This is a genomic window from Streptomyces sp. NPDC051133 (genome assembly GCF_040682635.1).
GTDB lineage: Bacteria > Actinomycetota > Actinomycetes > Streptomycetales > Streptomycetaceae > Streptomyces.
This window is the reverse complement of the sequence record NZ_JBFBBK010000016.1, coordinates 115,492-138,215: the sequence shown is the minus strand read 5'-3', so window position 1 is coordinate 138,215 and position 22,724 is coordinate 115,492. Positions and strand designations below refer to the sequence as shown.

20 protein-coding genes and 1 riboswitch are annotated in these 22,724 nt (G+C 70.2%); of the genes, 6 read left to right on the top strand and 14 right to left on the bottom strand.

Translation table 11 applies throughout. The features are described 5' to 3' along the window. Positions 1 to 292: 292 nt before the first annotated feature. A complete protein-coding gene (locus AB0N17_RS18605; RefSeq protein ID WP_366012421.1) occupies positions 293 to 1,294 on the bottom strand; it encodes a YafY family protein in 1,002 nt (333 codons plus the stop codon). 208 nt (positions 1,295 to 1,502) lie between these two features. Between AB0N17_RS18605 and AB0N17_RS18600 the strand changes: the two genes are divergently transcribed. Beyond that, positions 1,503 to 2,096, top strand: coding sequence for a TIGR03086 family metal-binding protein (locus tag AB0N17_RS18600; RefSeq protein WP_366012419.1), 594 nt, complete (start codon positions 1,503 to 1,505; stop codon positions 2,094 to 2,096). Here AB0N17_RS18600 and AB0N17_RS18595 read toward each other — a convergent pair. Further along, positions 2,083 to 2,943 carry a thioesterase family protein gene (locus tag AB0N17_RS18595; protein WP_366012418.1) on the bottom strand — a complete coding sequence of 287 codons (861 nt, stop codon included), beginning with the start codon at positions 2,941 to 2,943 and terminating at the stop codon, positions 2,083 to 2,085. The genes AB0N17_RS18600 and AB0N17_RS18595 overlap by 14 nt on opposite strands. A gap of 149 nt (positions 2,944 to 3,092) precedes the next feature. On the opposite strand from AB0N17_RS18595, the gene AB0N17_RS18590 reads away from it, so the two are divergent. Continuing rightward, positions 3,093 to 4,382: an alpha/beta hydrolase-fold protein gene (locus tag AB0N17_RS18590; RefSeq protein WP_366012417.1), complete on the top strand. Its 1,290-nt coding sequence runs from the start codon at positions 3,093 to 3,095 to the stop codon at positions 4,380 to 4,382. Here AB0N17_RS18590 and AB0N17_RS18585 read toward each other — a convergent pair. From AB0N17_RS18585 to AB0N17_RS18540, 10 genes are all read right to left on the bottom strand, one after another. Continuing rightward, positions 4,291 to 4,950: a trimeric intracellular cation channel family protein gene (locus tag AB0N17_RS18585; protein WP_366012416.1), complete on the bottom strand. Its 660-nt coding sequence runs from the start codon at positions 4,948 to 4,950 to the stop codon at positions 4,291 to 4,293. The genes AB0N17_RS18590 and AB0N17_RS18585 overlap by 92 nt on opposite strands. A gap of 47 nt (positions 4,951 to 4,997) precedes the next feature. Next, the gene (locus AB0N17_RS18580) at positions 4,998 to 6,389 is read right to left on the bottom strand and encodes a M1 family metallopeptidase (protein ID WP_366012414.1); all 1,392 of its coding nucleotides are present in this window, start codon (positions 6,387 to 6,389) and stop codon (positions 4,998 to 5,000) included. Between the two features lie 99 nt (positions 6,390 to 6,488). Then, a complete protein-coding gene (locus AB0N17_RS18575) occupies positions 6,489 to 7,937 on the bottom strand; it encodes a dipeptide ABC transporter ATP-binding protein (protein ID WP_366012412.1) in 1,449 nt (482 codons plus the stop codon). 23 nt (positions 7,938 to 7,960) lie between these two features. Continuing rightward, on the bottom strand, positions 7,961 to 9,058 hold the full coding sequence (locus AB0N17_RS18570) for an ABC transporter ATP-binding protein (RefSeq protein ID WP_366012411.1): 1,098 nt from the start codon (positions 9,056 to 9,058) through the stop codon (positions 7,961 to 7,963). Then, a complete protein-coding gene (locus AB0N17_RS18565; protein WP_366012410.1) occupies positions 9,055 to 10,053 on the bottom strand; it encodes an ABC transporter permease in 999 nt (332 codons plus the stop codon). The genes AB0N17_RS18570 and AB0N17_RS18565 overlap by 4 nt, the downstream gene beginning before the upstream one ends. A gap of 110 nt (positions 10,054 to 10,163) precedes the next feature. Then, a complete protein-coding gene (locus AB0N17_RS18560; protein ID WP_366012409.1) occupies positions 10,164 to 11,954 on the bottom strand; it encodes an ABC transporter substrate-binding protein in 1,791 nt (596 codons plus the stop codon). 70 nt (positions 11,955 to 12,024) lie between these two features. Beyond that, entirely contained in the window at positions 12,025 to 13,032 is a 1,008-nt protein-coding gene (locus AB0N17_RS18555) for an ABC transporter permease (RefSeq protein ID WP_366012408.1), read from the bottom strand. A 264-nt stretch (positions 13,033 to 13,296) separates the two neighbouring features. Continuing rightward, positions 13,297 to 14,109, bottom strand: coding sequence for an enhanced serine sensitivity protein SseB C-terminal domain-containing protein (locus AB0N17_RS18550; RefSeq protein ID WP_366012407.1), 813 nt, complete (start codon positions 14,107 to 14,109; stop codon positions 13,297 to 13,299). A gap of 138 nt (positions 14,110 to 14,247) precedes the next feature. Beyond that, the gene (locus tag AB0N17_RS18545) at positions 14,248 to 15,042 is read right to left on the bottom strand and encodes an enhanced serine sensitivity protein SseB (RefSeq protein ID WP_366012406.1); all 795 of its coding nucleotides are present in this window, start codon (positions 15,040 to 15,042) and stop codon (positions 14,248 to 14,250) included. A 76-nt stretch (positions 15,043 to 15,118) separates the two neighbouring features. After that, a complete protein-coding gene (locus AB0N17_RS18540) occupies positions 15,119 to 15,787 on the bottom strand; it encodes an AAA family ATPase (protein WP_366012405.1) in 669 nt (222 codons plus the stop codon). 179 nt (positions 15,788 to 15,966) lie between these two features. Next, positions 15,967 to 16,066: riboswitch (glycine riboswitch) on the top strand. A 157-nt stretch (positions 16,067 to 16,223) separates the two neighbouring features. Between AB0N17_RS18540 and gcvT the strand changes: the two genes are divergently transcribed. From gcvT to AB0N17_RS18520, 4 genes are all read left to right on the top strand, one after another. Then, positions 16,224 to 17,342, top strand: coding sequence for a glycine cleavage system aminomethyltransferase GcvT (gene gcvT, locus AB0N17_RS18535; protein WP_366012404.1), 1,119 nt, complete (start codon positions 16,224 to 16,226; stop codon positions 17,340 to 17,342). A 116-nt stretch (positions 17,343 to 17,458) separates the two neighbouring features. Then, positions 17,459 to 17,839 carry a glycine cleavage system protein GcvH gene (gcvH, locus tag AB0N17_RS18530; RefSeq protein WP_366012403.1) on the top strand — a complete coding sequence of 127 codons (381 nt, stop codon included), beginning with the start codon at positions 17,459 to 17,461 and terminating at the stop codon, positions 17,837 to 17,839. A gap of 14 nt (positions 17,840 to 17,853) precedes the next feature. After that, complete coding sequence (gene glyA, locus AB0N17_RS18525; protein WP_366012402.1) at positions 17,854 to 19,119, top strand: serine hydroxymethyltransferase; 1,266 nt, start codon at positions 17,854 to 17,856, stop codon at positions 19,117 to 19,119. 100 nt (positions 19,120 to 19,219) lie between these two features. Next, positions 19,220 to 20,587 (top strand): L-serine ammonia-lyase, encoded by a 1,368-nt coding sequence (locus AB0N17_RS18520; RefSeq protein WP_366012401.1) that lies wholly within the window; start codon positions 19,220 to 19,222, stop codon positions 20,585 to 20,587. Positions 20,588 to 20,890: 303 nt separating this feature from the next. Here the strand turns inward: AB0N17_RS18520 and AB0N17_RS18515 are convergent, their stop codons facing one another. Beyond that, the gene (locus tag AB0N17_RS18515) at positions 20,891 to 21,013 is read right to left on the bottom strand and encodes a hypothetical protein (protein WP_366012400.1); all 123 of its coding nucleotides are present in this window, start codon (positions 21,011 to 21,013) and stop codon (positions 20,891 to 20,893) included. Positions 21,014 to 21,274: 261 nt separating this feature from the next. Continuing rightward, positions 21,275 to 22,699: a M23 family metallopeptidase gene (locus tag AB0N17_RS18510; protein WP_366012399.1), complete on the bottom strand. Its 1,425-nt coding sequence runs from the start codon at positions 22,697 to 22,699 to the stop codon at positions 21,275 to 21,277. Positions 22,700 to 22,724: the final 25 nt, after the last annotated feature.

Here is a 22,724-nt window from a genome sequence, read left to right as displayed (position 1 = left end):
CGTACGCCCCCGCCTCTCACCCCTGCCGAGCCTGCCCCTCCCCCGGCCCCCCGCAGCCGCCCCCCTGCCCGCCACCGGGACCACCCTGTCCGCCGGGCGCGCCGCTGGGCATGCCCGAAGGCGCACCCGACGCCATGCCCGACGGCCGGCCCGAGGCCATGCCCGACGGCACACCCGTGGGTGCCCCTGTGGGCAGCGGGGACACCGCCAGCAGGGCGACGGCGGGCAGCAGGCGGGCACGCTTCATGGGAGTCAGCTCCGGGAACGATGAGGAAGTCCTGAGGAGCCGCACTCAACCAACCGCGCCTGGGCGGTGCTTGGGCTCACCCTGTCCGTGAGCTGTCGATCCGTACAGGGCCGTGACGGAACGGGCCGCCGCGAGCAGTTCCGCGCGGGCCTCCGGCGGATGCAGGACCTCCACCTGGTCGGAGAAGGCGAGGAGCTGGCGCACCGCGGGCAGCACCGGGTACGTCAGCCGGGCGGTGACCCAGTCACCCGCGTCCTCGGGCGGGGCGGGCAGCTGCGGGGCGAACATCCGCTGGAACATGTCGAGCCGGTCGCGTCGCACCCGTACCGTCACCTCGATCCCCTCCTCGCGCTCCTCCACCCGGCGGCGCAGCACCTCCCAGACGCCGGCGAGTTCCACGCCCGGCCTGCGCCGTACGGGATCGTCCAGCAGCCGGGCCGAGCGCACCCGGTCGGCGCGGAACAGCCGCGGGGCGCCGCGCCGGTCGGCGACCAGGTACCAGACCCCCGCCTTGGCGACGAGGCCGTACGGATCGACGGTGTACGTGCGCGGCTCCCGCTCTCCGCTGTGCCGGTAGCGCAGCCTGAGGCGCCGGTCGGAGAAGACCGCCTCCTGCAGCGCCTCCAGGTCGACGGCCTGCTGCGGGCCGCTCTTCCAGCGGGTGGCGTCCACCAGGATCCGGCGGCTGGTCACCTCGGCGGCGGGCCGGTGCGGCGCCGGCAGCGCGGCCATCACCTTGCGCAGGGCCGAGCCGAGGGCCGTGTCGAGACCGAGCGCGGCATGGGCGCCCTGCGCGGCCAGGATGAACAGGGCGCGGGACTCGTCCGCGGTGAGACCGGTGACGTCGGTGCGGAAACCGGCGAGGAGTTCGATGCCGCCGTGCCGCCCCCGCTCGGCGTAGACCGGGACACCGGACGCCGACAGCGCCTCGATGTCCCGGTAGATGGTGCGGACCGACACCTCCAGCCGGTCGGCGAGTTCGTGCGCGGGGACGCGGCCCCGGGTCTGCAGGAGCAGCAGGATCGACAGCAGCCGGTCGGACTTCACGCGCCCAAGAATCCCGTCGCCACGAGAGCCAGCGCAAATGCTGACGGGAACTGTCAGGTTATCCGGCCACTCTCGTCCCATCGGCGCACGGACCCGGCGCGCGGACCCGGCACACCCGACGCACCGGTCCGAGGCACCCGTCCGAGGCACCCGTCCGAGGCACCCGTCCGACGCACGACCGTCGTACCGACCGACCGAGAGGCACGCCATGAGCAGCACCGCTTTCACCGACCCCCGCCCCGTGTACACCCGCGCCACCGAGCAGGCGGCGGCCCTGATCAAGACGGTGCGCCCGGAGCACCTCGGCGGCCCGACACCGTGTGCCGAGTACGACGTACGGACCCTGCTGAGCCACATCGTCGGCGGCACCCTGCGCAACGCGGTCATCGGGGAGGGCGGCGACGGGCTCGCCGTGCACCCGTTCGCCGAGGGCGTCGGGGACGACGGCTGGGCCGCGGCCTACGACGAGGTGCGCGTCCGGGTCCTCAGGGCCTGGGAGAGCGACGAGCGGATGACCACCCTGGTACGGGTTCCGTGGGGGGAGGTCACGGGCCACGCGGCGCTCTCCGGCTATGTGATGGAGATCGTCACCCACACCTGGGACCTCGCCGAGGCCCTCGGCCGGGCGGGCGAACTCGACCCGGAACTCGCCGAGTTCGCGCTCGCCACCGCCCGCCGGGTGCTGCCCGGCGGCCGTCCGGGCGACCACCACTTCGCGGCCTGCCGTGCGGCCGGCGACGGAGCCGGCGTGTACGAGCGGTTGGCGGCCTGGCTGGGGCGCGCCCCGTTCAGCCGAGCCTGACGCGGGCCAGCTGGCGGGACTGGGCGACCAGGCGGTCGTCGCAGTCCCAGACCTCGGCGTCCTCCTCCAGGAAGCCGCCGGCCAGGTTGCGGGTGGTGATCGACACCCGCAGCGGGCCGGGGGCCGGGCGGTGCCGGACGTGGACGGTGAGCTCCACCGTGGGGACCCAGCCCTTCAGGCCGATCTCGAAGGCCGTGGGCGGGAGGGCGTCCACCGCGAGGAGGAGGGAGAGCGGGTCGGCGTCGCGCCCGTCGGCGAGGCCGAACCAGGCCCGCATCTCGCCCTTGCCCGAGGGCGCGCCGAGGGCCCAGCCCAGGGTCGCCGGGTCCAGCTTGATCATCAGGCGGTCGGCGATCTGCGAGCCGCTGTCCAGCGGGGCGGGGCCGTCCTCGGGGCCGAAGCACTGCTCGAGCGGCGGGATCGCGGGCGGCGTCGCCGTCGTACGGACGTCGTCGGGGAGGGCGGAGAGATCCCCGTAGGAGGCGAGGACGCGGATGCGCTCGACCTCGTTGCCCTCGTCGTCGTACTGGAGGAGCGAGGCCTGACCGGTGGACAGGGTGCGGCCGGTGCGGACCGTCTGCGTGCGGATGACCGCCGGGCCGGGCCGGGAGGCGGTCAGGTAGTGCGCGGTGAGGGTGAAGGGGTCCGGGTGCGGGAGCGTGTCCGCGAGGGCCCGGCCGAGCACGGCCAGCAGGTAGCCGCCGTTGACGGCGTTGAAGATGGTCCAGCCGGCCGACAGGTCGACGGTGTGGACGCCGGGCTCGCGCCGGCTGACCGCGGTGTCGCGGTCGAACTCGCTGTCGCCGATCACCGCCGCGGCGGCGGGTGCGGAAGCTGCTTCTGGCATGGATGAACGGTACAACAGGTAACTACTAAGCGGTAGCTTTGTCTGCGCGCGGTAATGGACTGGCCCCGCCGGGTGAGGTTCCGGCAATTTCTCGGTAAGTGTCCGGACACGTCCACAACCCCGGGGCTCCGATTCCCCTCTATGGGGACATGAGCCTCACCGGGACTCCGTTCCTCTACGCCACCGCCGTGCTGGCCGTGGTCGCACTGATACTGCCGCTCGTCCTGTGGTCGCGCGTGCGCGGGCCCAAGCCCCTGCGCGCCGCGGCCCGGCTGCTGATGCTGCTGTTCGCCCAGGGTACCGCCGTCACGCTGATCTTCGTCCTGGTCAACAACCAGAACAACCTGTACGACAACTGGGCCGACCTGCTCGGCACCGGCAACCACGTCCAGCAGGCGCAGGACCTCGGCCGGGACGGCACCGGTGGCATAGCGGTGAAACGGTTGCCCAAGGTCAAGCAGACCTTCACGGCGGCCTCCGGGCCGGCCATGGGGTCGGCCGGCGGCGTGCGCGTCACCCAGCTCAAGGGCCGGGTCTCCGGCGTGAACGCCGAGGTCTACGTCTGGCTGCCGCCGCAGTACGACGACCCGGCCTACCGCAACAAGAAGTTCCCGGTGGTGGAGCTGTTGCCGGGCTACCCCGGTTCGGCGAAGGCCTGGTACGGGTCGCTGAAGGTGCACGAGCAGCTGCTGCCGCTGATGCGGAGCGGGCAGGTGGCGCCCTTCATCCTGGTCGCGCCGCGCACCAACCTGCTGGCCGGTGTGGACACCGGCTGCGCCAACATCCCCGGCCAGGTCAACGCCGACACCTGGCTGAGCATCGACGTGCCGAAGATGGTCATGGACAACTTCCGCGCCGAGCCCGCCCCGCGGGGCTGGGCCGTCGCCGGCTACTCCGCGGGCGCGCACTGCGCGGTCAAGCTGGCCGTGGCGCACCCGGACCGCTACCGGGCCGCGGTGAGCCTGTCCGGCTACAACGACCCGATCGGCGAGCGCAACTCGCTCGCCGCGCAGAACCCCGCCCTGCGCGCCGAGAACAACCCGTACCTGATCCTCAAGAAGTCGGCCGTCCCGCCGCGCATCGCGCTGTACATCTCCGGCGAGTCCGGCGACGGCTACCAGGCGGGTGTGGCGATGGAGTCCATCGCCAAGGCACCGACGACCGTGCACGTGGTGTTCCTGCCGCGCAGCGCGGGCGGCCACAACATGGCGCTGTGGCGCCCCCAGGTGGACACGGTGTTCCGCTGGCTGACCCTGCAGATGGGCCAGAACCACGCCCGGGGCCACGACGGCTCTCTCACCGGCGGCACGGCTTCTCTCACCGGGAGCGCCGCCGGAGCCACCGGGACTACTCCTCGGTCACCGTCGACCGGCGGTTCCACGCGCGCGGAGCTCGCCAGTGGAACCGCATCGCGAGCAGGCGCAGCACAAAAGCGGTGACGACCGCGAGCCCACTGGTGAGGGGGGTCAGCGCGTCGTAGTGGATGCACAGCACCACCATCGTGGCGCCGACGATCGCCGGGACCGCGTACAGGTCGCGGTCCCAGCGCAGCAGCGAGGGGACCTCGTTGGCGAGCACGTCGCGCAGCACACCGCCGCCGACGGCGGTGGCGAGCCCGAGCGTCGCCGACGCGGTCAGGTTGAGGCCGTAGCTGTACGCCTTCGTCGTGCCGCTGACGCAGAACAGGCCGAGGCCGGCCGCGTCGAAGACCAGCACGCCCGTCTGGATGCGCTCCACGTGGGGGTGCAGGAAGAACACGACGAGCGCGGCGAGCAGCGGGGTGAGGAAGTAGCCGAGGTCGGTGAAGGCGGCCGGCGGTACGGCCCCGATGACCAGGTCACGGAACAGTCCCCCGCCCAGCGCGGTGACCTCGGCGAGGACGGCGATGCCGAAGACGTCGAAGTTCTTCCGGACGGCCAGCAGCGCGCCGGAGATGGCGAACACGAAGATGCCGACGACATCGAGCGTGTGCTGGACGGAGGGACTGAAGAGTTGCTGGAGCTGCACCCCTACATTCTCACCCGCCGAGAGGCGTGAACCTTACAAAGCCAGGCTCACAGGGCGGGCTTCCCTGTGGTGAAGAGCCAGGTGTCGAAGAGGTCGTCCAGCTGCCGCCCGCTGACGCGCTCGGCGAGGCGGATGAAGTCCGCGGTGTCCGCGTTGCCGTACCGGTGGAGCTTCGTCCAGGCCGGCAGCAGCCTGAAGAACGCCTTGTCGCCGATGCGCTCCCGGAGCATCTGGAGCGTCATCGCGCCCCGGTCGTACACGGCGGAGGAGAACATCGTGTCCCGCTGGGGGTCGGCCACCCGCACCTGCCAGAAGGAGGAGGCGGCGGGGCGGGCGCCGTAATCGGCGAGGAAGGAGTCGTGGGCCGAGCGGGTGCCCTGGTGCTCCGCCCACAGCCACTGGGCGTAGGTGGCGAAGCCCTCGTTGAGCCAGATGTCCTTCCACCGCGCGACGCTCACCGAGTCGCCGAACCACTGGTGGGCCAGCTCGTGCACGATGGTCGTCTCGCTGCGCACGGCCGAGTACGCCGGCTTGCTCTGCACCTCCAGCGAGAACCCGGCCTCGGGCATGTCGTCCACGATCGCGCCGGTCTCCTCGAACGGGTACGGCCCGAAGACCTTCGACCAGTAGTCGGTCGCCGCGGCGGTGACGGCGTACACGTCGACCTTGTTGCTGTCCTTCAGCACGGGGTCGACGGCGACGTAGATCGGGGTGCCGCCGGGCGTGCGGCCTGTGCGCACGTCGAACCTGCCGATGGTGGCGGTGGCGAGGTAGGTCGCCATCGGCCTCGACTCCCGCCAGTGGGTGTACGTCGAGCCGTGCCTGTCGTACGTCGAGATCAGCCGGCCGTTGGAGACCCCGGTCAGGCCCTCGGGCGCCTTGATCCGGATGTCGTAGGTGGCCTTGTCGGACGGGTGGTCGCTGGACGGGAACCAGGTGGAGGCGGCGTTGGGCTCGCAGGCGACGAAGACGCCGTCGGCGGTCTTCATCCAGCCGTACTTGGAGCCGAACACGATGGGACCGCCGAGGGGCTCGGGGACGCCGCCGTAGGTGACGGAGACGGTGAAGGTCCGGCCGCGCGGCAGGCTGCTGCGCGGGGTGACGGTGACCTCGTCGCCGTCGCGGCTGAACTCGGCGTGTCCGCCGTTCACTTCGACCTTCGTGATCTGCAGCTGCTGGAGGTCGAGGTCGAAGGAGGACAGGGCTTGCGTGGCACGGGCGGTGAGGGTCGTACGGCCGTCCAGGCGGCCGGTGTCCGGGGCGTAGGCGACGTCGAGGTCGTAGTGCAGGGCGTCGAAGCCGCCGTTGCCGAGCTCCGGGAAGTAGGGGTCACCGATGCCGGGGGCGCCCGGGGTGGGGGCGGAGGCGGCGCCGATGACGAGGAAGGAGGCCGCCGCGGTCGCGACAGCCCCCAGACGTGCCGAACGGGAGAGTGCCATGGTCGTCCCTTTCGAGCGTGTACCGATCAGTGGTCGGACACGGACGACTGTGCGCTCTCCCGTTCAGGCATGTACATGACTTTGCCCAGTTGTCATGCGCTACTTGTCGGTTGACTCCTGCGCGCCGGACTTGGACCCGGACTCGGACGCCTCGGAGGCCTCGGAAGCCTCAGCGGCCTCGGCGGGCTCAGCGGCCTCGGACTCGGCCGCTTCGGACGACTCGGCCGCTTCGGCCGCTTCGGACGACTCGGCGGAGGCTTCCGCGGCGGACTCCTCGGCAGCCTCCTCGGAAGACGCCTCGGCAGTCACCTCGGAGGTCTCCTCGGCGGTCACCTCGGAGGACTCCTCCGCAGCCTCCGCAGCCTCCTCGGCGAGTTCCGCCGCCACCGCCGCCGACGTCTCCGCCGACTCCGCGAGGACCTCGTCGGCGACCAGCTCGGCCGCCTCCTTCGCCGCGGTCAGCAGCACGGTGTCCTGCGGGGCCTGGTCCTCGAAGTTCTCCGGGTGGTGGCAGGCCACCCGCTGACCGGGCCTCAGCTCCACCAGCACCGGCTCGGTGGTGCGGCAGATCTCCGTCGCCTTCCAGCACCGGGTGTGGAAGCGGCAGCCCGACGGCGGCGAGATCGGCGAGGGCACGTCGCCCTTGAGCAGGATGCGCTCGCTCTTCGCGTTCTTCCGCCGCGGGTCCGGGATCGGCACCGCCGACATCAGCGCCTTGGTGTACGGGTGCATCGGCGACTTGTACAGCAGGTCCCGGTCGGCGAGTTCGACGATCTTCCCCAGGTACATCACCGCGATCCGGTCCGAGACGTGCCGGACGACCGAGAGGTCGTGCGCGATGATCACGTAGGTCAGGCCGAGTTCCTCCTGGAGGTCGTCCATGAGGTTCACGACCTGCGCCTGCACGGACACGTCCAGGGCGGAGACGGGCTCGTCCGCCACGACCATCCTCGGCTTCAGCGCGAGCGCGCGGGCGATGCCGATGCGCTGGCGCTGACCGCCGGAGAACTCGTGCGGATAGCGGTTGTAGTGCTCGGGGTTGAGGCCGACCACCGACAGCAGCCGCTGCACCTCCTTCTTGATGCCGCCCTCGGGCTCGACGCCCTGCAGCCGGAAGGGGGCACCGACGATGGTGCCGATGGTGTGCCGCGGGTTCAGCGACGAGTACGGGTCCTGGAAGATCATCTGCACGTCACGGCGCAGCGGACGCATGCCGCTCACGCCGAGGTGCGTGATGTCCTTGCCCTCGAACTCCACCGTGCCGGCGGTCGGTTCGAGCAGCCGGGTGATGAGCCGGCCCATCGTCGACTTGCCGCAGCCGGACTCGCCCACGACACCCAGGGTCTCGCCGGACCGCACCTCGAAGTCGATGCCGTCGACCGCGCGCACGGCCCCGACCTGGCGCTGGAAGAGGCCCTTCTTGATCGGGAAGTGCTTCTGCAGCCCGGTCACCTTCAGCAGGACCTCGCCCGGAGCGGCGTCCTTGGAGAGCGTGGCCGTACCGGCGGACCTGTCTTCCGTGCCGTCGCTCTGTGCAGGGATGCTCACTGCCTTGTCCTCTGCGTTCTCACTCACAGCTTCGGCGCAATCTCTTCGGTCCAGATCCGCTCCCGCTGCTCCTGCGACATGTGGCAGGCGGCCCAGTGCGTGCTGCCGACCTCGGTCAGCTCGGGGCGGACCGTGCGGGTGACGTTGTCCTTCGGAATGTCCGCGTACGGGCAGCGCGGGTTGAAGGCGCACCCGGACGGGATGTTGATCAGCGACGGCGGGGAGCCCTTGACCGGGGTCAGGCGCTCCTGCTGGTCACGGTCCAGGCGCGGCATCGAGCCGAGCAGACCCCAGGTGTAGGGGTGGCGGGGCTCGTAGAACACCTTCTCCGCGGGGCCGCGCTCGACGCAGCGGCCGCCGTACATCACCAGGATGTCGTCGGCGAGTTCGGCGACGACGCCCAGGTCGTGGGTGATGATGATGACCGCGGAGCCGAACTCCTTCTGCAGATCCCGGATCAGGTCGAGGATCTGCGCCTGCACGGTCACGTCCAGGGCCGTGGTCGGCTCGTCCGCGATGAGCAGCTCGGGGTTGTTGACCAGCGACATCGCGATCATCGCGCGCTGGCGCATACCGCCGGAGAACTCGTGCGGGTAGCTGTCCACCCGCTTGTCCGGCTGCGGGATGCCCACGCGGTCGAGCATCTCGACCGCACGGCGCTTGGCGGTCTTCTTGTCGACGTCGTGGTGGATCCGGTAGGCCTCCACGATCTGCGCGCCGATCGTGTAGTACGGGTGCAGCGCCGACAGCGGGTCCTGGAAGATCATCGCCATCTCCCGGCCGCGCAGCTTGCGCACGTGGTCGGGGTCGGCGGACAGCAGCTCGGTGCCGTTCAGCCAGATCTCGCCGGATATCTGCGCCTTGCGTTTGCCGTACTGGCCGGCGGTGTGCAGGCCCATGATGCCGAGCGAGGTCACCGACTTGCCGGAACCCGACTCGCCCACGATGCCGAGGGTCTTGCCCTTCTCCAGCGTGAAGCTGAGCCCGTCGACGGACTTCACCAGGCCGTCGTCGGTCGGGAAGTGCACCTTCAGGTCGCGCACTTCCAGGAAGGACGACGGCGCGGGAGAGGAGCCGGTGGGCTCGCCCACGGCCGCTCCGGTCTTGCTGAGGTCGGTCATGCGAGCCTCACTCGGGGGTCGATCACGGCGTACAGCACGTCCACCGCGAGGTTGGCGAGGAGCACCGCGAGGGAGGTGATCAGGGTGACGCCCAGGATGATGGGGAGGTCCTGGTTCTTGATGGCGGTCAGCACGGCCTGGCCGAGGCCGGGGATGCTGAACGTGGTCTCGGTGAGGATCGCGCCGCCGATCAGGGCGCCGAGGTCCATGCCGAGCATGGTCAGGATCGGGGTCATCGTCGAGCGCATGGCGTGCTTGCCGATGACGACCTGCTCCGTGAGGCCCTTGGCACGGGCGGTGCGGATGTAGTCCTCGCCGAGGATCTCCAGCATCGTGGCCCGGGTGATACGGGCGTACATCGCCGCGTAGAGGAAGGCGAGCGTGATCCAGGGAAGGATCATGCCGCTGAACCACCCGCCGAAGCTGTCACCGAGGGAGACGTACTTGCCGTCGATCCAGTGCAGTCCGTAGCTGAAGATCGCCAGCGAGAGCAGGCCGGTGAAGTAGATCGGCAGCGAGACGCCGCTCAGGGCGACGACCATCGCGCCACGGTCCCAGACGCTGCCCCGCTTGAGGGCGGAGAGCACACCCGCCGCGACACCGAAGATGAGCCACAGCACGGCGGCACCGAGCGCGAGCCCCAGGGTCACCGGGAAGCGGTCGGTCAGCACCGGCCAGACGGCCTGCTCACTGCGGAAGGAGTAGCCGAAGCACGGGGCGGCACAGTGGGTGACGTCGCCGCCGCCCGAGTAGGTGCGGCCCACGAAGATGCCCTTGAAGAACTCCCAGACCTGCTGGTAGATCGGGTCGCTCAGGCCCAGCTTCTCCCGCACGGCCTCGACGGCGTGGGGGTCTGCCTGCTTGCCCACGAAGCTCGTGGCGATGTCCACGCCCGCCCACTTGGGGACGAGGAAGAAGATGCTGAAGACCACCAGGATGATGACGACCAGCATCACTGCGGCGGCGAACAGCCGCCTGATGAGGTAAGCGAGCACAGCGATCGGCCCGCTGCGGACCACGGGCCGCCGGAGGTCTTCCGGCGGCCCACGGTCGCGCCGCGCCGGCCTTCACCTGCCTTTCGTGCCGTACGGCGGGTGTGCCGGGTTTACTTCGTGGACTTCAGGCCGAGGTTGACGAAGTCGTAGTAACCGCTGTACGCGTTCGTCGTGTACACGTTGGCCAGACGCGAGGAGCGGATGTTGAGCAGCCGCTCGAAGGTGAAGGGCAGGTAGTACGCACCCTCCATGACCGCGTGGTTGATGTCCGTGGCGATCTGGGTCTTCTTCGACTGGTCCATCGTGCCGGTGTACTGGTCGAAGAGACCGTCGATCTTCTTGTCCTTGATCAGAGCGAAGTTGTTGTTACCGCTCTGCAGGATGTAGTGGCTGCTCCACAGCGGGATGCCGTAGCCCTGGACGGTCGGGAAGTCCGGACCCCAGCCCATGATGATGATGCCGAGCTTCTTCTTCGCCACGTTCGAGGGCGAGCCGATGATGCCCGGGGACTGCGAGCCGTCGTACTGGTAGATGTCGGCGGTGATGCCGACCTTCTTCAGCGCGGCCTGCAGGGACTCGGCCGTGGCCACTTCCTGCTGCTTGTTGTTGCGGACCGCGATGGTGGTCTTGAAGCCGTTGGGCTGACCGCAGGCCTTCAGCTCCTGCTTGGCCAGGTCCACGTTGCCGTTCTTGTTCTTCGTGGCGATCTGGTACGGGTCGTACTTCTGACCCTCACCACCGGAGACCGACGGCGGGAGCATGTTGGTGCCGATGTCGCCACCGGCGACCGGGCCACCGCGGGCCGTCTGCAGCGACACGTGGTCGGCCGCGTAGATCACGGCCTTGCGACAGTGCAGGTTGTCGAACGGCTTGACGCTCTGCGGGAAGACCGCGTAGCGGATGAAGCCGGAGACCGGGTTGTCCAGGTTCGCCTTGTGCTGCTTCAGGGCGATCTGGCGGCCCTGGGCGCCGAGACCGGTCTGGGAGGCGTCGACGTCGTAGTCGCCGTTGATGAGGCGCTGGTCGGAGTCGGCCTGGTTGGTGGAGATGTCCAGCGTGATCTTGTCCGGGTACGCCTTGCGGACCGGGTCCGAGGACGCCTTCCAGTTGGAGTTGCGGACGAGGACGAGGCCCTTGCCCGGGTTGTACGACTGGAACTTGTACGGACCCGACGCGAACGGGTGCAGGCCGTACTTGGACTTGGTGTCCTTGTCCTGGCGGACCGGGGAGGCCGTGACCATCGCCAGCACCTGCAGGAAGTCCGAGTTGGGCGTCGGCAGGTGGAAGACGATCGTCTTCGCGTCCGGCGTGGAGATGGCCTTCAGACCCAGGTGGTCCTTGGCGGAGTCCTTGTACGGGCCCTTGTAGGTGTTCTTGGGGTCCAGCATCTGCTGGAGGTAGATCGGACCGCCGGACAGGACGTCCTGCGCCCAGACGCGCTCGATGCCGTACTTGATGTCCTGGGAGGTGATCGGCTTGCCGTCCTCCCAGGTGGCCCCGTCACGCAGGGTGAAGGTGTACGTCTTGCCGCCGTCCGAGACCTTGCCCGTGTCCGTGGCCAGGTCCGGGGTGAGCTCGGCGCCCGCGGCACCCGGCTCGGTCTTGTACGTGACCAGCTGGCGGCTGTAGTAGCGCGAGAAGTCCCACATGAACCCGTAGTAGCCGCGCGTGGTGTCCCACGAGTCGGCGTCCTGCGTGCTCACGAACTTCAGCGTGCCGCCCTTCTTGACCTGGTCGGCCTGGGCGACCTTGTTGACCGCCGCGTTGAAGCCGGCCGCGCCGTTCTTCGAGCCGCCGTCGCCATTGCCACCGCCGCACGCCGCCGTGGTCAGCAGCCCGGCGACCACTGCGGCAGCGGCAAGGGCCTGCTTGCGCCGCCCTGAGGTGCGTTGGGTAGTCACGATCTCGGATCCTCCGGATTTGATGAGAGACCCCGTGGATGAGCTCACGGGACGCTTGGGGTACGGCACTTCAGCGGGAAGCCTTCGGGTCGAGCGCGTCCCGCACGCCGTCGCCGAAGAGGTTGAAGGCCAGAACCGTGATGAAGATCGCCACGCCCGGGATCACCATGTACATGGGGTCCGAGTCGTAGTAGTCGATCGCGCTCGAAAGCATCTGTCCCCAGGAGGACGTGGGCGGCTTGACGCCCACACCCAGGAAGCTGAGTGCCGCTTCGGTGAGGATGTTCGTGGGGATCATCATCGTCGAGTACACGATGATGGGCGCGACGAGGTTGGGCAGCAGCTCCTTGAAGAGGATGTAGAACTGCCCGGCACCGAGCGAGCGGGCCGCCTCGACGTACTCGCGCTCACGCAGCGAGAGCGTCTGGCCGCGCACCACACGGCCGATGTACGGCCAGCCGAAGAAGCCGATGACCAGGATCATCACGAAGACGCGCACGCCCGTACCGGTGAGGCCCAGCATCTGGTTGGGCATGACCGAGACCAGCGCGATGATGAACAGCAGCTGCGGGAAGGCCAGGAGGCCGTCCATGACGCGGCTGATGAGCGAGTCCACCCAGCCGCCGAAGAAGCCGGCCAGGATGCCGAGGATGGTGCCGAGGATGACGGCGACCACGGCCGACAGGAAGCCGACCAGCAGCGAGATCCGGGCGCCGTAGAGGATGCGGGCGAAGATGTCGCGGCCGTTGACCGGCTCGACACCGAGCAGGTGGTCGCCGCTCAGGCCGCCCAGGGAGCCCTTGGGGGTGCTGAACAGCGGGTCGATCAGGCCCTGGTGGTAGACGTCCGGGTCCTGTCCGACCAGATTCGTGATCACCGGCGCGAGCAGGGCGATCGCGATGAGGAGGACCACGACTACGCCGCCGGTGAGGGCGAGTTTGTCCCGCTTGAGGCGCTCCCAGGCGATCCGCCCCAGCGACCGGCCCTGAACGGCCTTCGCGCCGGTGGCGGCGACCGCCGCTTCCTCGGCCGCGCCCGGGGCCGCTTCCGCGGTCGGCTCGTGCAATGGTGCCGTCATTAGGCTGGGACCCCTCTCAACCGGCGGTAGCCGGCCCGCACTTGCCGCTGGTAGCGGCATCAAACAGTCCGTCGTACACAGGGGCGAACCCCTTGAAGGGGGAGTCTTCAACGCTTGCGCGATCAGCCGCCAGCCTTGACGGTGAAAGGATGCGCAACCGTGATGCAAGCTGGCGTTTCCTGTTATACGGACAGCGAGTTGCGGTGACCGGACGCAATTGCCCCGGCCAGGGGCCCCGGGGACGGCGGATCCCGGGGTCGCGGCTCAGTAGCCGCCGTGCACCGGCGGATAGCCGTATCCGGCGGCCGGGGCCTGCGTCCGGGGCGGCGCCTGGGGCTGGGGCGGGGCAGCGTGGGCCTCGCGGTCGTAGAACGGGCGGGCGTGGGTCCGCATCCACATCACGACCGGGTCGTATTCGTCCGTCATGGCCACCGTGGACACCGGCAGCCCTTCCGGGACGGCGCCGACGGACTGCTGCATCATCGCGCGCACCGAGTCGACCGCGGCGGGCGAGGTGTCGTACACGTCCAGGCCGATGGCGAGGTACGGCGCCCCGAGCGCCGGCTGGACCCAGGCGCGGCGCAGGGAGCGCAGCGCGGGGGTGCGGTGGGCGTTCTGCGCGAGCAGGGCGTAGAACTGGGGGACCTCGATGCCGGGTTCGGTCAGGCTGAGGGGTCCGGCGGGCTGGCGCTCCAGGCCGGTGGCGATGCGCCGCAGGTCCAGCCAGGTGATGCCGACGCCGCCGCCCGGGGCGTGCGGGTTGAGCCAGAGGCCGTAGTGGTCCGGGAAGAGGGTGCGGGCCACGTCGAGGCCGTCGACGACCTCGTAGGAACGGTTCCAGCCACTGGCCGACAGCTCCTGGGCGGAGGTGACGCAGGGGGCGTAGTGGAAGCCGTCCACGTCCATGTCGCCGTACTGGGCGTCCGGGGCGCCGGCCTGGCCGTGCCACAGGAGCATCCAGATCTGGCCGGAGGAGGGGGTGGCGAGGGCGCGCAGCAGGGCCTCGTAGGCGTCGTAGCGTCCGGGGGTGACCTGGCGCAGCATGTGCTCGACGCTGCCGCTGTGGCTCGCGCTCACCTGTTGTACCGGCCCTTCTGGGAGTTGCCCCGCGTTTGTGAACAGCTTAAGCGCCCAGCAGCTCGGGGCCGCCGGCTTCGTGCGCGGGTGCGGGTCGCCTGTGGCTGGTCGCGCAGTTCCCCGCGCCCCTGGGTGGGCTCAGTGGCCGTACTGGTAGAAGGGACGGACGTTCGTCTTCAGCCAGTCGGCCACCGGATCGTCGGTCACGTCCAGCAGGACCAGGTTGACCGGCCACGGCACCGGGATCTTGCCCAGGGCTTTACCGAGGGCCTCCAGCGGCAGGGCCCGCAGGTCGCCCTCCCACCGGGAGAGTTCGACGCCGACGAACATCACCGGGTCGGCCGTCTCGATCGCGGCGAGGCAGCGGCGGGCGGTGAGGACCACCCCGGTGCCGGCGAACTCCGCGGAGGCGGCCGCGAGGAAGTCGACCGGGTCGTCCTGCCAGTCGGGCTCGAAGAGGCGGACCCTGCCGCCGCTGCCGGGGCCGTCGAGCGGGGTGCGGCCGGCGCGGCACAGCTCGGCCACCGCCTGCGGCGGGACCGGGACGCCGACCACTCCGTCGGGGTTCACCGCGATGCCGACCTGCGGGGGTAGCCCGCGGGCGAACTCCACGGCCGGGGCGACGGTGTACGCCATGTGGGACCCGGCGACCTGGCGGAGCTGCTCCTCGGAGCTGAACACGGGGACGTACGCCTGGCCCTCGATGTCCAGCGTGGGCAGGTCCAGCGCGCCGCTGTCGGGGCCGCCGCCGCCCGGCAGGGGGATCCACAGGAAGCTGCGGCCGAGGACCTCGACGATCCGGCCGGCCGCGGCGGGTATGCCGAGGGAGGCCGAGAGCACCTCCTCCAGCTCGTTGCCGGGCCAACCGCCGTGCGGGTGGGGGTGTGCCTGTGCCGGGATGTCCGCCGGGAATTCCGCCGCCGAGAAGTCCATGTGCCTGCCGCCTGCCGGGAACCACTGCTGTGACCCAGAAGGCTAGCGGGTGGCGGTGACAGTCGTCCCGCCCCGCTCAGCCGGTGAATTCCACGCGGCTCAGGGTGTCCGCCGCCGCCCGGTCGAGCAGCACCACCGAGCCGCAGCCGACGGGCGTCTCGCCGCGGCTGACCGCATCCAGCAGCCGGGCGGTCGTACGGCGGTGGCGGCGGAAGGCGTGGCGGGAGACGCCCCGGCCCCGCTCGCGCTGGCCCTCCCGGGCGGTCTCGGCCGGGACGTCGAGCAGCAGCAGGTGCAGGGTGCCGCCGCGGCGCCGGGCCTCGCGGGCGAGCCAGGCGCGCACCCAGCGCTGCGTGCCGCAGTCGTGCACGACGACGCCCCCGCCGGCGCGCAGGGCGCGGCGCAGGGCGGCGTAGTGGGCCACGCGGACCGCCGGGCGGTAGAGCGCGTACGGCACGAAGCGGGGCAGGCGGGCCGCGAAGCGGTCGCGGGTGTCCTGGGAGTCGATGCGGCGCCCGGCGGCCGCACGGTGCATGAGGGTGGACTTGCCGCTGCCGGGCAGGCCGGTGATCACCGCGATGTCCCGAGGCCCGAAGACCAGCGTGCGCGGGCTGTGGCCGGCGCGGTCGCGCAGGTCGCGGACGGCCGGGGCGGGCCGCCCGGCGCGGCGCTCGCGCGCCGGGGCGGAGGGCTGCTTCGGCACCGCGACGGCGGTGGCGGTGGCGTACGCCGTGGTCCTCTTCACCGTGGTCCGTCCTTCCCTGGAGGCCTGGTAATACCCATGCCCGTGTAGCGTAAAGAGAAGGTAATGCGCGAAGTCCCGCGGTTCGGTGCGCGTCCTGCCGCAGCCCGGTTACAGATGCGGCCCTGACGAGGGACGGCCCGGCGTGCAATGATGTGCCCGCCAACTGCATACCGGCCGTTTGAATCCGCGCGGGAGAGTCCCTGGCAGCACTGGTGCCGGGGCGCCGAAGGAGCAAGTCCCTCCCTTGAATCTCTCAGGCCCCGTTACCGCGCGGGCGAGGCACATCTGAAAAGCGGGCCGCTGCGTCAGTGGCTCCACCCAAGGTGCAAGCCGTGGTCGTCCCTGTGGCGGTCATGGCGAACCTCTCAGGTTCCGATGACAGATGGGGAGGAACGTTCCTCGCCCCATCCCTGTTGCCCTGGGAGACGACCGACCGATGAGCAGTACCGCACTCCGTCACACCGCGCTGGATGCCGTGCACCGCGCCCTCGGTGCGACGATGACCGACTTCGCCGGCTGGGACATGCCCCTGCGCTACGGCTCCGAGCGCGACGAGCACGTGGCCGTGCGCACCAAGGCGGGTCTGTTCGACCTCTCCCACATGGGCGAGATCACCGTGACCGGCCCGCAGGCCGCCGCCCTGCTGAACTTCGCCCTGGTCGGCAACATCGCCTCCGTGGGCGTCGGCCGCGCCCGCTACACCATGATCTGCCAGGCCGACGGCGGCATCCTGGACGACCTGATCGTCTACCGGCTCGCCGAGACCGAGTACATGGTCGTGGCCAACGCCTCCAACGCCCAGGTGGTGCTGGACGCGCTCACCGAGCGTGCCGCCGGCTTCGACGCCGAGGTCCGTGACGACCGGGACGCGTACGCGCTGATCGCCGTCCAGGGCCCTCAGTCCCCCGGCATCCTGAAGTCCCTCACGGACGCCGACCTGGACGGCCTGAAGTACTACGCCGGCCTGCCCGGCACCGTCGCGGGCGTCCCGGCCCTCATCGCCCGCACCGGCTACACCGGCGAGGACGGCTTCGAGCTGTTCGTGAAGCCGGAGCACGCCGTCGAGCTGTGGCAGGCGCTGACCAAGGCCGGCGAGGGCGTCGGCCTGGTGCCGTGCGGCCTGTCCTGCCGGGACACCCTGCGCCTGGAGGCGGGCATGCCGCTGTACGGGCACGAGCTGACCACCTCCCTCACCCCCTTCGACGCCGGGCTCGGCCGGGTGGTGAAGTTCGAGAAGGAGGGCGACTTCGTCGGGCGCGAGGCGCTCACCGGGGCCGCCGCCCGCGCCGAGCAGAACCCGCCGCGCGTCCTGGTCGGTCTGGTCGCCGAGGGCCGCCGGGTGCCGCGCGCCGGGTTCGCCGTCGTCGCCGGCGGCGAGGTGATCGGCGAGGTCACCTCCGGCGCCCCCTCCCCCACGCTGGGCAAGCCGATCGCCATGGCCTACGTCGACGCGGCGCACGCCGCGCCCGGCGCCGAGGGCGTGGGCGTGGACATCCGCGGCAGCCACGAGCCGTACCAGGTCGTGGCGCTGCCGTTCTACAAGCGCCAGAAGTAGACACTGGGCGCGGAACGTCCCCCTGACGTGACCCTGCGCACATTTTCCCTGCTCACGGGCAGGTCCAGCAGTCCCCCCTTCATCAGCACTCCCGCGCGTACAGGAGAATTCAGGCCATGAGCAACCCCCAGCAGCTGCGCTACAGCAAGGAGCACGAGTGGCTGTCGGCCGCCGACGAGAACGGCGTCGCGACGGTCGGCATCACCGAGTTCGCGGCCAACGCGCTCGGCGATGTGGTCTACGCCCAGCTCCCCGCGGTCGGCGACACGGTGGCCGCGGGCGAGTCCTGCGGCGAACTGGAGTCGACCAAGTCGGTCTCCGACCTGTACTCCCCGGTCACCGGTGAGGTCGTCGAGGCCAACCAGGACGTCGTCGACGACCCGTCGCTGGTGAACTCGGCCCCCTTCGAGGGCGGCTGGCTGTTCAAGGTCAAGATCACCGGCGAGCCGGGCGACCTGCTCTCCGCCGACGAGTACGTCGCGTTCACCGCGGGCTGAGGAGTCGTAACCGTATGTCCGTCCTGAACACGTCCCTGCACGAACTGGACCCGGAGATCGCCGCCGCGGTCGACGCCGAGCTGAACCGCCAGCAGTCCACGCTGGAGATGATCGCCTCCGAGAACTTCGCGCCGCTCGCGGTGATGGAGGCGCAGGGGTCGGTCCTCACCAACAAGTACGCCGAGGGCTACCCGGGCCGCCGCTACTACGGCGGCTGCGAGCACGTCGACGTCGCCGAGCAGATCGCCATCGACCGGCTCAAGGAGCTGTTCGGCGCCGAGTACGCCAACGTGCAGCCCCACTCCGGCGCCTCCGCCAACCAGGCGGCCCTGTTCGCGCTGGCCCAGCCCGGGGACACCATCCTCGGCCTGGACCTCGCCCACGGCGGTCACCTGACCCACGGCATGCGCCTGAACTTCTCCGGCAAGCAGTTCAACGTGGTCGCGTACCACGTGGACGTCGAGACCGGTCTGGTCGACATGGCCGAGGTCGAGCGCCTGGCCAAGGAGCACCGCCCGAAGGTGATCATCGCGGGCTGGTCGGCGTACCCGCGCCGGCTGGACTTCGCCGAGTTCCGCCGGATCGCCGACGAGGTCGAGGCCTACCTCTGGGTCGACATGGCGCACTTCGCGGGCCTGGTCGCGGCCGGCCTGCACCCCAACCCGGTCGAGCACGCGGACGTGGTGACCTCCACCACCCACAAGACCCTGGGCGGCCCGCGCGGCGGCATCATCCTCGCGAAGAAGGACTTCGCGAAGAAGCTGAACTCGTCCGTCTTCCCGGGCTTCCAGGGCGGCCCCCTGGAGCACGTGATCGCGGCCAAGGCGGTCTCCTTCAAGGTCGCGGCCTCGGAGGAGTTCAAGGAGCGCCAGCGTCGTACGGTGGACGGCGCGCGCATCCTCGCCGAGCGCCTGACGGCGGCCGACGCCCGTGCGGCCGGCGTGAACGTGCTGTCCGGCGGCACGGACGTGCACCTGATCCTGGTCGACCTGCGCGAGTCCGAGCTGGACGGCCAGCAGGCCGAGGACCGCCTCCACGAGGTCGGCATCACGGTCAACCGCAACGCCGTCCCGAACGACCCGCGCCCGCCGATGGTCACCTCCGGTCTGCGGATCGGTACGCCGGCCCTCGCCACCCGCGGCTTCACGGCCGAGGACTTCGCCGAGGTCGCGGACGTGATCGCCGAGGCGCTGAAGCCGTCCTACGACGCCGAGGCCCTCAAGGCGCGCGTGCAGGCGCTCGCCGCCAAGCACCCGCTCTACCCGGGTCTGAACAAGTAAGTCACCTTCCGCGGAGCACCGCGCACACTGGACGTACGGCGTGCGCGGTGCCCGCCCCCTGTACCACCTTTTGCACCACCCCCGCATTGAGGAGTCATCCGTGGCCATCTCGGTCTTCGACCTGTTCTCGATCGGCATCGGCCCGTCCAGCTCCCACACGGTCGGCCCGATGCGCGCGGCGCGCATGTTCGCACGCCGGCTGCGCAACGAGGACGTGCTGTCCTCGGTGGCGTCCCTGCGCTGCGAGCTGTACGGCTCCCTCGGCGCGACCGGCCACGGCCACGGCACGCCCAAGGCGGTGCTGCTCGGTCTGGAGGGCGCCTCCCCGCGCACCGTGGACGTGGAGACGGCCGACGAGCGGGTGGAGGAGATCAAGGCGGCCGGCCGTATCTCGCTCCTCGGCGAGCACGAGATCCCGTTCTCCTTCGAAGACGACCTGGTCCTGCACCGCCGCAAGACCCTGCCGTACCACGCCAACGGCATGACCATATGGGCGTACGACGCCTCCGGCACGGAGCTTTTGTCGAAGACGTACTACTCGGTCGGCGGCGGCTTCGTCGTGGACGAGGACGCGGTGGGCGCCGACCGCATCAAGCTGGACGACACGGTCCTGAAGTACCCCTTCCGCACCGGCGACGAGCTGCTGCGCCTCACGAAGGAGACCGGCCTGTCGATCTCCTCCCTGATGCTGGAGAACGAGCGGGCCTGGCGCACGGAGGAGGAGATCCGCACCGGCCTGCTGGAGATCTGGCGGGTGATGCGCGAGTGCGTGCAGCGCGGCATGTCCCGCGAGGGCATCCTGCCGGGCGGCCTGAAGGTGCGCCGCCGCGCGGCCGTCTCCGCCCGCCAGCTGCGCGCCGAGGGCGACGCGCCGGCGCACGCGATGGAGTGGATCACGCTCTACGCGATGGCGGTGAACGAGGAGAACGCGGCCGGCGGCCGGGTGGTGACCGCCCCCACGAACGGCGCGGCGGGCATCATCCCCGCCGTCCTGCACTACTACATCAACTTCGTCCCCGGCGCCGACGAGGACGGCGTGGTCCGCTTCCTGCTGGCCGCCGGCGCCATCGGCATGCTCTTCAAGGAGAACGCCTCCATCTCCGGCGCCGAGGTCGGCTGCCAGGGCGAGGTCGGCTCCGCCTGCTCGATGGCCGCGGGCGCCCTCGCCGAGGTGCTCGGCGGCTCCCCCGAGCAGGTGGAGAACGCGGCCGAGATCGGCATGGAGCACAACCTGGGCCTGACCTGCGACCCGGTCGGCGGCCTGGTCCAGATCCCGTGCATCGAGCGCAACGGCATGGCCTCGGTGAAGGCGGTCACGGCCGCGAAGATGGCGATGCGCGGCGACGGCTCGCACAAGGTGTCCCTGGACAAGGTCATCAAGACCATGAAGGACACCGGGGCGGACATGTCCGTGAAGTACAAGGAGACCGCCCGGGGCGGGCTCGCGGTGAACATCATCGAGTGCTAGGGAAACGAGCCCTGCCCAGCACGTTCGCTTCTTTCGACGCTGTCAGGGCCTTCCTTGCTTGCCCGGCGGAAAGTCCCCGGAGAGTCCGCCCTTCACGGGCGTTGGGCACGTGTCGCCTCAGGACCGATCGGGACGGTCCTGAGATCATCTCGGGTTGTGGAGCGGATCAGCCCGCGCGTCCGTCTCCCGAGCGCGTGGTCATCGAGATCACGATCGACCGAGCCATGGGCCAGGTGGCCACCTCCCGGCCGAAGACCGCGAGCCCTGCGGCCTGACCGCGAACTCACGCACGGCCTCTGCCGCTCAGCCCAGGAGCCGTCGTCGCCAGGGGTGGTCCGGCGCGATCACCTTGATTGCCTCCGACAGCCAGACCCGTTGTTCTCCCTCCAGCAGCGGCAGCGCCGCCTCGAAGTCGGTCTCGTCCATGTCCCGCGTCGCCTTCGCCTTGTAGAAGAGCTGAACCTCGGGCGCAAGGTGAGGAATGCCGGTCGCGCTCGTCCGTCCCACCCGCGCGATCGGAAGCCGGACCTACGGGGTGCGTCGCGAGACCCACTCGGTGCCCAGCGCCCCAATTCGTCAGCATCCAGCTTGCGCATCGCCGGGTACCGGATTCTGGTCGCCGGCAGGCGCGGCGTAGGCGGCATGTGATCCGGCCAGTACGTGACGGCGGAATGGTGAACGGCGCGACTAGTGGGCGGGGATGGTTCGACCTCGGTACAGCCCACCGATCACGCCGATGAACTGGAGATCCAGGCCCGTTCCGTCGCGTTCGGCATGAATGTGAAGATGCGGTTCCGTGCTGCGCCCCGAGTTGCCGACCTCACCGAGGAGTTGGCCGACGCGCACCACATCTCCCGCGGTGACGCTGACGGTGCCCGGCCGCAGGTGCGCCAGCACCACGTGCTCATGGCCGGTGTCGATGACCACATGATTGCCGTAGAGCGGCCCGTAATGGACGCGGCGGGCAGGTTGGTCGGCTACGCCATCGACAGCAGTGACGACGCTCCCGCCGCACGGGGCCAGGACCGGCTGCCCGTAGGCGAGGTAGGAGTTCAGGTCACGGGAGGGGACGAGGAACCGGAACATGCCGGTATTCGTTCCGTTAGGTCCTGTCTTGACGAGATCCAGCGCGCCGCGCTGGGCGGCAACCGTCCGGTGGTGGTTCAGGAACCTGCCGCCGCCCTGTGCGATGTACCAACCGGGTCCCGTCAGGGGAAAGTGCAAGGGCGTGGAGACCGGCCGCCCCCACCGGTGACTGCGCCCCCGTGCAAGGAACACCAAGGCGGCGACGAGGAGCGCGATGTGGCTGTAGCCAACCTGATCGAGTCCGCCGTGCCCCACGGGGATGCCCCGGAACACCGGTAGCCACACGAAAGTGGCCGCAACGATGCCCAAGACGACGTACGGGAACAAGCGGACCCACCGCGGAAAGCATTTCGGAGCGGAGAAGCCGATCAGCAGCAGGCAGCCCAGTAGTGCGCTCACGGCGTAGGACAACCAGCTGAGCATCGTCGGCGCCGTGGCATCACCGATGGACAGGTCCACCATCGAGTACACCCACATGCCGAACGCGGCGGCGGCCCACACCAAGCGAATCGGAATCCCACTCGGCCACCATCGCGGAACACTTGAGGCGTCGATGAGGAGACCAGCCAACCGCCCCTCACCGTCGAGGCTGCCCCAGGCCGCGACACGGCCTTTCGGACCGTTGATCGTCATCCCTCGCCGGTGGGTGTAAGTCACCTCGGCCCGTTCGGTTCCGATCCTCGTGCGGGTTGCGGCGATGATCCTCTCAAGGCGTGCGGTGCCCACTTCACTGATCAGGCTGGGTGCCTGGCGAGCCCGTTGATCGGCCGGCGCATTGAGGAGTTGCTCCACCGCCCGCGCGACCGCGCGGGTGTTGTGGTCTGCGTTCAGATCGTGCACGCGTGCTCCCATGGGCGGGAAACGGCCGATGAGGCGGGCTGTGCGGTTGCCCGTGGCGAACCGGGCCGCGAAGGCCATCGGACCGCTTTCACGGCGACTGGTGGACACGTACCACATGCTCTGGCGCGTGTCGAACGTGCCGAGGTGGATGATGTTCCCCCTGAGGCTACCGTGAAGTAACCGCATACCCCTACGCTACCGCCAACCAGGC

Bases quoted from the DNA above. Each gene is read 5' to 3' on its own strand.
- AB0N17_RS18600 (WP_366012419.1), top strand. From the start codon at position 1,503: ATGAGCAGCACCGCTTTCACCGACCCCCGCCCCGTGTACACCCGCGCC.
- AB0N17_RS18595 (WP_366012418.1), bottom strand. From the start codon at position 2,943: ATGCCAGAAGCAGCTTCCGCACCCGCCGCCGCGGCGGTGATCGGCGAC.
- AB0N17_RS18590 (WP_366012417.1), top strand. From the start codon at position 3,093: ATGAGCCTCACCGGGACTCCGTTCCTCTACGCCACCGCCGTGCTGGCC.
- AB0N17_RS18580 (WP_366012414.1), bottom strand. From the start codon at position 6,389: ATGGCACTCTCCCGTTCGGCACGTCTGGGGGCTGTCGCGACCGCGGCG.
- AB0N17_RS18570 (WP_366012411.1), bottom strand. From the start codon at position 9,058: ATGACCGACCTCAGCAAGACCGGAGCGGCCGTGGGCGAGCCCACCGGC.
- AB0N17_RS18555 (WP_366012408.1), bottom strand. From the start codon at position 13,032: ATGACGGCACCATTGCACGAGCCGACCGCGGAAGCGGCCCCGGGCGCG.
- AB0N17_RS18545 (WP_366012406.1), bottom strand. From the start codon at position 15,042: ATGGACTTCTCGGCGGCGGAATTCCCGGCGGACATCCCGGCACAGGCA.
- gcvT (WP_366012404.1), top strand. From the start codon at position 16,224: ATGAGCAGTACCGCACTCCGTCACACCGCGCTGGATGCCGTGCACCGC.
- gcvH (WP_366012403.1), top strand. From the start codon at position 17,459: ATGAGCAACCCCCAGCAGCTGCGCTACAGCAAGGAGCACGAGTGGCTG.
- glyA (WP_366012402.1), top strand. From the start codon at position 17,854: ATGTCCGTCCTGAACACGTCCCTGCACGAACTGGACCCGGAGATCGCC.
- AB0N17_RS18515 (WP_366012400.1), bottom strand. From the start codon at position 21,013: ATGGACGAGACCGACTTCGAGGCGGCGCTGCCGCTGCTGGAGGGAGAA.
- AB0N17_RS18510 (WP_366012399.1), bottom strand. From the start codon at position 22,699: ATGCGGTTACTTCACGGTAGCCTCAGGGGGAACATCATCCACCTCGGC.